The organism is Pseudarthrobacter adonitolis (assembly GCF_055412845.1).
Window position 1 is genome coordinate 1 of the sequence record NZ_JBVAYW010000044.1, and the last position, 4,726, is coordinate 4,726.

A 4,726-nucleotide genomic window follows, 5' to 3' on the forward strand; every position below is an offset into this window, starting at 1 on the left:
AGGTACTCAAGGGGGAACCCGGAGATGGGAACCTCCGCATCTCCTCCATGCCCCCGACCTGCACTGGAGGAGAGTCCTACCCGGACGGCGATCCGCTCGATCCCAATCAGAGAGTCATCATTTTTGCGACCAAGCAGGGAGGCGAGTGGTTCACCACGACCCCCGCACAAGGAGTCCTGCCTTTCCCCCGGAACTCGGAGCTTCCCTTTCACCAGTAAGCCCAGCCCTTGCCCACGAACTCCGATCATTCCCTTAGCTACCGATAGGGGATCCTTTAGCGGGCGGATCATCCGATGCACTACGGCACGGTTGACGCCCTTGAAGTCCGCGAACAGCAAACGCGCCAACTCCAGCCGGGACTCGTAGATCACCAGATCCCGCACCGTAGCGTGGCGTGGCGCCGATGATGATCCCTTGAACGACACCGGATTGTGCGACCCACGCGAGGAAACCTGCCTGTCCGCACACTAGCTCCGCCCCGCCGCGAGCAGCACCACAGTGATCCCTTTCGATGACGTCGCTGCCACGCTGAAGCACCAGCAGGCAGCTCTGCCCGTAAGCCGGTCGATCACCGCGCCCTTGGTGCGCGTTAGCCGAACCCTCTACGGGACGTCATCCGAACCCTCTACGGGACGTCATTACTGTGTGCTCTCTCTCAAAGCCCTGCTGTAGTCGTCTGGGTTGTTTCTGACGTCAGCTGACACAACGAGGTGCCGTCGGCTCAGCCGTTGTGCGAAGTATCCCTTGTAAGGCAGAACGATGATGGTGTCGATTCCGCTCTTCCACGCTGGAATGAGCGCCTGAAGGCTTCGGGGTTCGGCATCCTGTGGGAATTTGGGCATTAGACTTCGTTCCCAGGCCTGGTAGGCGTCGCGGTCGAGGCCCTCCCATTCGTACTGCTGAGTCCAAAAGGGTGGGATGAACGGGTTCAAACCCTGGCTCGGATCCTGGGACTCGCGCAAATCGGCAGGAGTGGGGTGGTGCGTCGGATCCTCAATCTCGTACCATCTCCATGCCTGATTCCAAGCCTTTATCCAGCGCTTGTCCCATGTAGCGGCATCCGCTGAGGCAGGAATCTCGGAATCACCAAAGTCGGGCGCGGGTTCCAACGGCGGGATCCCCATGTCAGTGACGATCGACCATGCTTGCCGGACAAAGAGTAGGAGAGTCAGGTGGTGCGGAACATCATCGACTCGGATCACCATGTCGTGCGGCCATGGATTTTCCAGTCTCGGCATTCTCCACTGCATCCTGCTACCCCTTGTTCAGCCACAGCCAACCGGCCACAGTGCGTTCAGCATCGCACCGGCCTCGCCTGCTGTAAACGGAGGGCGTTCCATTTCAGGAACCTTGGGTTCTTGCGGTGATTGCAACACTTAGCGGATGGGTGGCCGCATCACTGCACCCCGGTCGACAAGACCGACGAAGCCGTACCACATGATCGACAAAACGGCTGCGAGAAGAAACGGCCGCCACTTTTCCTCCGCCATACCGACCTCCCGACGCTGTTGCCTGGCGCCACTATCGCACGTCAGGGAACCTCGTGTATGTAGCCGGCGAGGCTACGAAGGGAATCGGAGAGTTGCAAGAACCCAAGGAAGCTCCAACGGGCAGTTCTGGCCGCTGGCCATTTTGCTGTGCTTGGCAGCAGTGCACTGAAAGAGTCTTTTGCCTTTGGACACGGGGGATCTGGCCCGTCGTGATCCGATCTTCGCAGCCCTCAAGCGCAAACACTAGGACCCGGCAGCCTCAATTTCTTGGAACCTGAGACGGGCGGACCTTGCTCTGTACTTGCCGCCGTCCTTATGTTCCAATGCGTGTAATCGAGGCCGACGCCTTCCATAGCTATATTGCTTGAGAGGCAGGGGCCCGTGATCGAATCGGCAGCTTTCGTCATCAGGGCGTCGGGCCATGTCGTGGATTTCGTCGTGGCGCCCTTTCCTCCAGCAGACCGTGTAGCTGCCCTGCAGGCGTCGATGCGCGGCGAGAGGCAGGAGACTCCGTTGAGGGTTCCGTTGGTTTCCACGGGAGTGCATTCAGGGCCCATTGACTTGGCGGTGGAGGTCCTTGGCGCGAGACCGGAGGCCCCTGCGCCGGGATGGGAAGACATCCACGAGGTGTCCCTGATGCTCCCCGAGGGGCGGGCCTTCTTCAATGAGCCCACAGGCTGGGAGATGAAGGACATCGGCACCATCACGGGCAATGAAAGGGGAAGCTACCGTGCCCGGCTTCACGCCACGGGCCGGGATACAGCCTTTGACTTGGTTGTGGAGTCACCGGTCGAGCGGCACCTGGTCCAGTTGTGGAAGGAACCGCCATCACCCGTGTCCGTCCTGTCCTCCGAATCCGAGGACGGCAAGAGCCTGCCGGGTTTCATCAAAATGTGGCAGGGCCAGGGACCGCCCACGGCCACGGCCCACGCAGGACCACAACTGATAACCCAAGATTCCCCGCCCCCAGCGGACATTATCAGCGCTGAGGCAGGTGAACGAGCCCGTCATGCCTTCAAAAGCACTTCTCGGCGATCACCTACTAGCACCAGCCGATCCCGGCCGGCGGCCCGTTCTTTGTCCACATCATCAATTAACGTAGGCGCGGCCCGGATGACAGTGACCACAGACAGGGTAGACGTCAGCTATAGCGGCTACCGTCTGGTTGATGACAACATTCCTGCGATTCCCTCACCGCAGCAGCTAAAGGACTGTGACGGCCTCGTGTGCCCTCTGGATGCCGGGGCGGTCATCCTCACCGGCACCGACACCGGTTTCATCACCGTCGGCGTGTCGTTGCTGGACTCCGAGCCAAAGTTTTCCCTCGATGGCTGGGAGGAGGCGGTCGACGTCTCGATTCATGCCCCTAAAGGGCAGCTGGCCGTGGGCGGGTTCAACCACACTCCATCGCTGCCGGAACTCAGTACCGCCGGACCCGGCTGGTACAGGATCCGCTGTATGGCACGCGGCAGATTATCCGAATTCAACACCATCTCCCTGGAGTCAACCGAGGAACACCTGCTCCTGGTATGGCCTGCACCACCTGCTCCTGAAAAGGTCCACCACATAGCCCTTCGGTCTGGTGATTCCACCTACGAATACCGGGGCGGCCGACCACTGAGTGAACCAGATCACGGCGCCAAGAAGATGTTCGACAGCCCGAACGGATAAAGACAGCGACGGGCTCGCCTGCCCAAAACATTCCTTCCCTCGGAACAAAAAAGACAGATGAGGAGACCACCACGTTGGTGGTCTCCTGGTCCGTAGGGTGTCCCACAAGTCGTCCCGTAAGCCGGTCCCCCACCGGCGCAAGCGCCATCCAAAATTTCCGGATCACGATCGCCGTGTTTCCGCGGCCGGTCGATTCCCGCAAGACCCGCCCGCAAAAATGCCCGGTGACGGGGGGCTAAACGGTACCTTCTGAACCATGACCGGGCTCCTCATCGGATACGCCCGCGTATCGATGAACGGCCAAGACCTCACCGCCCAGAAAAACGCCCTGGTCGCTCTGGGGGTGACGCCGGAGTAGACGTTCACCGACCAGGCCTTACCGGCGCCAACCGGGCGCGGCCCGGACTCAGGGAAGCGCCGGCCGCCTGCCGTGACGGGGACACCCTGGTCGTGACCAAACTCGACCGCCTGGCCCGGTCGCTGCGCGATGCAAAGACATTGTTGATGAACTCACCCGCCGCGAAGTCCAGCTAAGCATTGGCGGCTCCGTCCATGACCCCACCGATCCCGTGGGCCGGCTTCTCTTCAACGTCCTGGCCATGGTCGCCGAATTCGAAGCCGACCTGATCCGGGCACGGACCCGGGAAGGCATGGCGGTCGCCAAGGCGAAGGGCCGCCTCCGGGGAAACAGCCCAGCTTCCCAAAGCACAGGAAGCCCACCTGGTCTCCGTTCACCGAGCAGGGACGCACACGACCGTGGAAGTTGCCGAACTCCTCGCGGTAGCCCGTTCAACCGTCTACCGCGCCATCAAACGCGCAGGCGACACCACATAGCCCCTTAGCGTGATTTCCCTACAGATCCTCCTCAGACCCCGTATGGCACGGCGCCGCCGAGACTGGTGCAGAGGACTTCGGAAAATGACATCCTGCGCTAATTCTGTCGAGCCGAGTCGTGGAGCGCTGAACCTTCGCGGCCATAGACTCAGGCATTCACGATGGAGGCACATGCGACATATGAACACGCCGGGTTCTTGGCTGGGGCCGACGTTGATGTCAGCCTTTGCGTTGGGACTGGTTTTCATCAGCGGGATCTCCGCCGCCGGAAATGACCTCTATGACACCTGTCTTGCCGCTGGCCAGTCGCTGGACACAAACTACCGCATTCAGAATTCGCATGAGGCAAGCCAGCTCTTCCCCCTCCATAACAAGTGCAACGCCCTGTATGACACAGTTCCGGCCTGGATCAACCCCGTTCTGGCATCTCTGGCCCTCCTGACGCTGGTGTTTTTGGTCGCCATGGCCAGCACTTTGTTTGTTCGCATGAAGAGCCGGCTTTAGAGACCTTGAGCGAGACACAACGGCACAAGTCCTTGCTAATCGTCCCGCAGTCGTCTTTTGATCCTTCGCCCTACGGCAGGGCTCCAAGAGAGCGCACGTAGCGTACCAATTGGGGTTCCTTGGGTTCTTGCGGTGATTGCAACACTTAGCGGATGGGTGTTGTTATGGCGAGGTATTCGATCTACGTAAGACCGGATTTGCTGCAGGTGTTTTGGGCCGGGATGCAG

At 60.5% G+C, this 4,726-nt stretch carries 4 protein-coding genes and 1 pseudogene; 3 read left to right on the forward strand and 2 right to left on the reverse strand.

What is annotated here, in order from left to right:
• On the reverse strand, positions 1-371 hold a 371-nt coding region (locus ACZYZ4_RS19270), incomplete at its 3' end, for a hypothetical protein (RefSeq protein ID WP_463863384.1).
• 267 nt (positions 372-638) lie between these two features.
• The gene (locus tag ACZYZ4_RS19275; protein WP_463863385.1) at positions 639-1,238 is read right to left on the reverse strand and encodes a hypothetical protein; all 600 of its coding nucleotides are present in this window, start codon (positions 1,236-1,238) and stop codon (positions 639-641) included.
• A 633-nt stretch (positions 1,239-1,871) separates the two neighbouring features.
• Here ACZYZ4_RS19275 and ACZYZ4_RS19280 point away from each other — a divergent pair.
• From ACZYZ4_RS19280 to ACZYZ4_RS19290, 3 genes and pseudogenes are all read left to right on the forward strand, one after another.
• Entirely contained in the window at positions 1,872-3,161 is a 1,290-nt protein-coding gene (locus ACZYZ4_RS19280) for a hypothetical protein (RefSeq protein ID WP_463863386.1), read from the forward strand.
• A gap of 256 nt (positions 3,162-3,417) precedes the next feature.
• Positions 3,418-3,995: pseudogene (locus tag ACZYZ4_RS19285) on the forward strand (recombinase family protein).
• 171 nt (positions 3,996-4,166) lie between these two features.
• Positions 4,167-4,499, forward strand: coding sequence for a hypothetical protein (locus tag ACZYZ4_RS19290; RefSeq protein ID WP_463863387.1), 333 nt, complete (start codon positions 4,167-4,169; stop codon positions 4,497-4,499).
• The last annotated feature ends 227 nt before the right edge of the window (positions 4,500-4,726 follow it).

What these genes read in the sequence shown, in the direction of transcription:
- ACZYZ4_RS19290 (WP_463863387.1), top strand. Translation starts at nt 4,167, where the DNA reads ATGCGACATATGAACACGCCGGGTTCTTGGCTGGGGCCGACGTTGATG.
- ACZYZ4_RS19275 (WP_463863385.1), bottom strand. Translation starts at nt 1,238, where the DNA reads ATGCCGAGACTGGAAAATCCATGGCCGCACGACATGGTGATCCGAGTC.